Origin of the sequence: Secundilactobacillus hailunensis, from assembly GCF_005405185.1 — a bacterium.
Lineage (GTDB): Bacteria > Bacillota > Bacilli > Lactobacillales > Lactobacillaceae > Secundilactobacillus > Secundilactobacillus hailunensis.
Genome location: NZ_BJDO01000088.1, coordinates 1 through 3,725, shown reverse-complemented (window position 1 = coordinate 3,725; position 3,725 = coordinate 1). Strand labels below are relative to the sequence as shown.

General features: G+C 34.4%; 3 protein-coding genes. All 3 read right to left on the bottom strand.

The features are described from left to right. Positions 1-881 precede the first annotated feature (881 nt). Positions 882-1,406, bottom strand: coding sequence for a hypothetical protein (locus tag FFM73_RS12195; RefSeq protein ID WP_137631918.1), 525 nt, complete (start codon positions 1,404-1,406; stop codon positions 882-884). 7 nt (positions 1,407-1,413) lie between these two features. Next, positions 1,414-1,566: a hypothetical protein gene (locus tag FFM73_RS12820; protein ID WP_171001297.1), complete on the bottom strand. Its 153-nt coding sequence runs from the start codon at positions 1,564-1,566 to the stop codon at positions 1,414-1,416. Between the two features lie 1,179 nt (positions 1,567-2,745). After that, positions 2,746-3,426, bottom strand: coding sequence for a hypothetical protein (locus FFM73_RS12190; RefSeq protein ID WP_137631917.1), 681 nt, complete (start codon positions 3,424-3,426; stop codon positions 2,746-2,748). Between the last annotated feature and the right edge of the window lie 299 nt (positions 3,427-3,725).

The window sequence follows — 3,725 nt, the reverse complement described above, 5'->3', positions numbered from 1 at the left end:
CAAAATAAAGAAAGGAGCAGTGAGACACTGTAAACCTTATCGGTAAAAAACAGCATTTTTTAATCGGCAAAAAACGACATTTTCACATCGGCGTTGACATTAATATAAATCTATACGTTGAAATAATAAGCCACACACTTTTTTCTGCTTCCAACTCCCGCATTCACTTTATCGTATAAAATGTGTAAAAAGTGAATATCATGATTGATTTTACTTATTTTGATTGAACTTTATGTAAAAAACAGATAAAAATGTGTGATCTTTAGAAATTTATGTGCGAAGTTAGGTTTACTTTTTCCCAAAAAAGATGTTTTCTACGTCCAGTCTTAAAAGACCCACATCCTAAACTTAACTATTCAATATGCGCTGATGGGTCAGTTTGTCACTCGGAATTTATATTCCACTGGTGTTGACGACCTCAGCCTCAGTTTAGGTATAGTAAAAGAGGTATCAAGATTGTCGTCACAATCTTGATACCTCTTACTTTGGGATGTTTGCCAAAGAGCCTTTTCTGACGACTTTTTACTTAGCGAGTCGCTATAAATATGACTAAACGATGATTCAATTACCTACTGAAAGGTTCAAAATTATTTCTATAATTAGTAACAAGATGCCAGGAACGACAGACCCGATTATAAGGCAGAAGAAAAAATAGATTTTGGTTCTACAAAGTCGAAAGATAAACAGATCAGCCCAGATGAAGTAGTCAATTGCCATTAAACCACTTGACAAACTGTCAGCGTTTCTAAAGAAAGAAATGAAAATCGCTGACAACAAAATGAATATGGCTATTGCAAGAATTATAAAATATTGGTTCTTTGTAAATTGATTTGCAAAGCTGTCTTTTCTTGACTTAAAATTGATAATTACCAGCTCCTAAATTATTGGTAGCTCATTCCTTTATATTTCCAATTGCGGATTTTCATAATTCTACCAGCCTTGAAATGCTTGATATTTTCCTTAATAACTGCGCCAACAACAAACTTAAGCGCAGCATTAAGTGAAGCAGCTGCGAAGCCTCCAGCTGGGCCCCCAGCTGCATAGAGTAAAGCAGTCATAACTATTCCAACACCTGCACTAATAGAACCTTTTTTAAGCTTATTTAGCATACCAGCGCTTAAATATAAATCTAAATTGCCTTTCTTAGCAGCACCATGCCAAACTATTTTGCTGGTTCCGGTTTTACGAGCACTTACAATTAAAGCAGATGGATCTAATACGGAGATGTATGCATTTTCAATTGAAATATCGGAAAAGGTTGCTACAGTCTCGTCCCCATTTTTTTCAATGTTCATGGATGATTTAATTTTTTGTTGTATTTGTTGTCTTTGTTCAGCCGTTGCAGAAGCTATTTTTGTTTGAATTAAGTCCCAAGCCTGGTCCTCGGTTATTAATTCTGGATGCAATTGCACGTTACTTTGAGCGGTTGAAGATTTTGTGTTCTGAGTTGTTGTTTGAAGTTGTATCAGCTTGTGCTTGCTGTTCAGTTATTCCAGCTTGAATAAAGGTTGAGCTTAACAGTGCAGTTGCAAAAATTAATGAAAATCGTTTTGTATATAATTTCAAAATATAATACCCCTATGTTTTATATTCATAACACGTATTATGTAATTCGTTAACGAAAGCAGTATAGCATAATACAATTTGATTGAAAATTTCTAAAATAAGTTAATAAGGGAAAGATTATGACTTCATTAAAAGATATTATATAAAATGTTTTTAGGTGACCAGGTTGCTCTTTGAGTACGATTATTGATAAATGTTGTTGTAATAACAAGTAATTAGTGTTTAAAGTATAATTTAACTGGTTGCGCTTTGTAGCAAAGCCGTTTATAAATTTATAAAATTAAAGTTAAACCAAAAAATAAAAAATTTTGGTTATGATTCAAAGATTAAGTACACTTGGGGCAAATGGTATTGCCCTGATAAATTTATTCCATGATTTAGCAATGTCAAGCACGGTCAGAAAATGTCGTTTTAGTCTAAAAATGTACTTTATTTTATCTTTTACTCCAAGTAGGGTAATGAGTTTTAGAAAAAACAGACTTCCTCAAAAAAGAAATCTGTTTTTCTGATCCCATCTAAAATATATTTGCGATTATTTCTAATCAGGGACTAAACAAGATCCCGTCTCTTTCGGCGACAATTGGTAATGATGTAAAGAATTGTCTTCACAAATCCACCAGACATTTATGGCACATGAGTCTAAAATTTGTTTGGCGCTTACCAAAAATATATCAGCTACTTTATCCCACTGTGTCATTAAATCTGGGTGGTTATCAGTAAATGAATTGAACCCAGGGAGTACTTTAACGTTTACACAATAAAGACAAACATCATCACCGATCCCCGGATTTTTAATGGTTGCGGTGTAGTCTCCGTGGCAGTTGGGACACCACCATACTATGCGGTAAAAGACATATGTTAAGTTTTCGATGCTCTTTTCATTGTTAAGATTACATCGATAAAGAAACCTCCTAACGTCATCGGATATCGGTGCTGAAGCCTGAATCGGTGACATTAGGAGGAGTAGAGAATAGAACTGATAATTCAATAAAACATAAATAGATACTATCGTGAACAAAACTTCACCAAATATCTCAAATTGTTTTAAATCACATGTTATGTTTTCACTGTTATATTTCAGATTAAAATAACGCTCCAGCCAATATGGTTGGAGCGTTATTACCTAAGCACCTATCCATTTGTTCAGATACTTAACTGTTTATTAATTAAAATTAGATATTAAGCAAAGCCAACTGGAGTGTAGAAGAAGTTTTTGCTGCTCTCCACTGAATATTGAAGAGCCGTGAGTACATCTTTAGCTTGATGATCAGTAAAGTGAACGGTTAATCGATAACGATAATTTCCTTTACTGTTAATTTTTTTGTCAGGTAATTTAAGCATATTTTTCTTGGAATAAACATAAGTCGAATTGCCACTTGCTTTTGAGTTAGTTACCTTAGTTGAGGAAATCGGTTTTGTGTTTGCCTTGTCATTTTTAAAATATTCTACATAACCATCTGTGGTAAAGCGAATGGTAGCATTTTTATACTCGGTGCCCTTTTTAGATACATCTGTTTTTGGTTTTGACATGAATGATAAACGATCCATTGGAACAGCTTTAGTGGTCTTAAAGTTATGATTAACACGTACCTTTAAGAATTTTGCTGAGGTTTGCTGTCTAATGCGATAACGTAAAGTACCTAATTCAATGTTAGCATACTGTTTGTTGCCTTTTTTATCAAAATATGCAAATACACGCGTATTGGCAGGAATAGTTACTTTGCCAACTTTAACAGTCTTTGTGATTACTCTGTAATAACTTTTAGCAGGTGCTTTAGTCGCCGCATGAGCAGTGCCAACGAAACCTGTAATTCCAAGTATTAAGCTAAGACCTGTAAGTAGTACTCTTTTCATGTGCATAATATTCCCCTCCATTCGCCCAAATTATAACACAAACCAATTAAAATAAACGATACCTTCAACTTTTTTCGGGTCTTTGTCAAACGGTGTTGATTAACGACTTGATTATATTTAGAGCTTTCTCTTCGGAGGAAGCTCTTTGTTGCTTACGGGATTTGAGTGGTCGAGATCGGAAATATCGGGACTTTGTACCCTTTAAGTGGATTTTGGGTACACTAAATAACCCTTTGTTCTAGGGGCATTCGCAATAGGGACTAAGCAGCGATTTGGAAGATTCGGATAAACATGTTTTCTTGGTT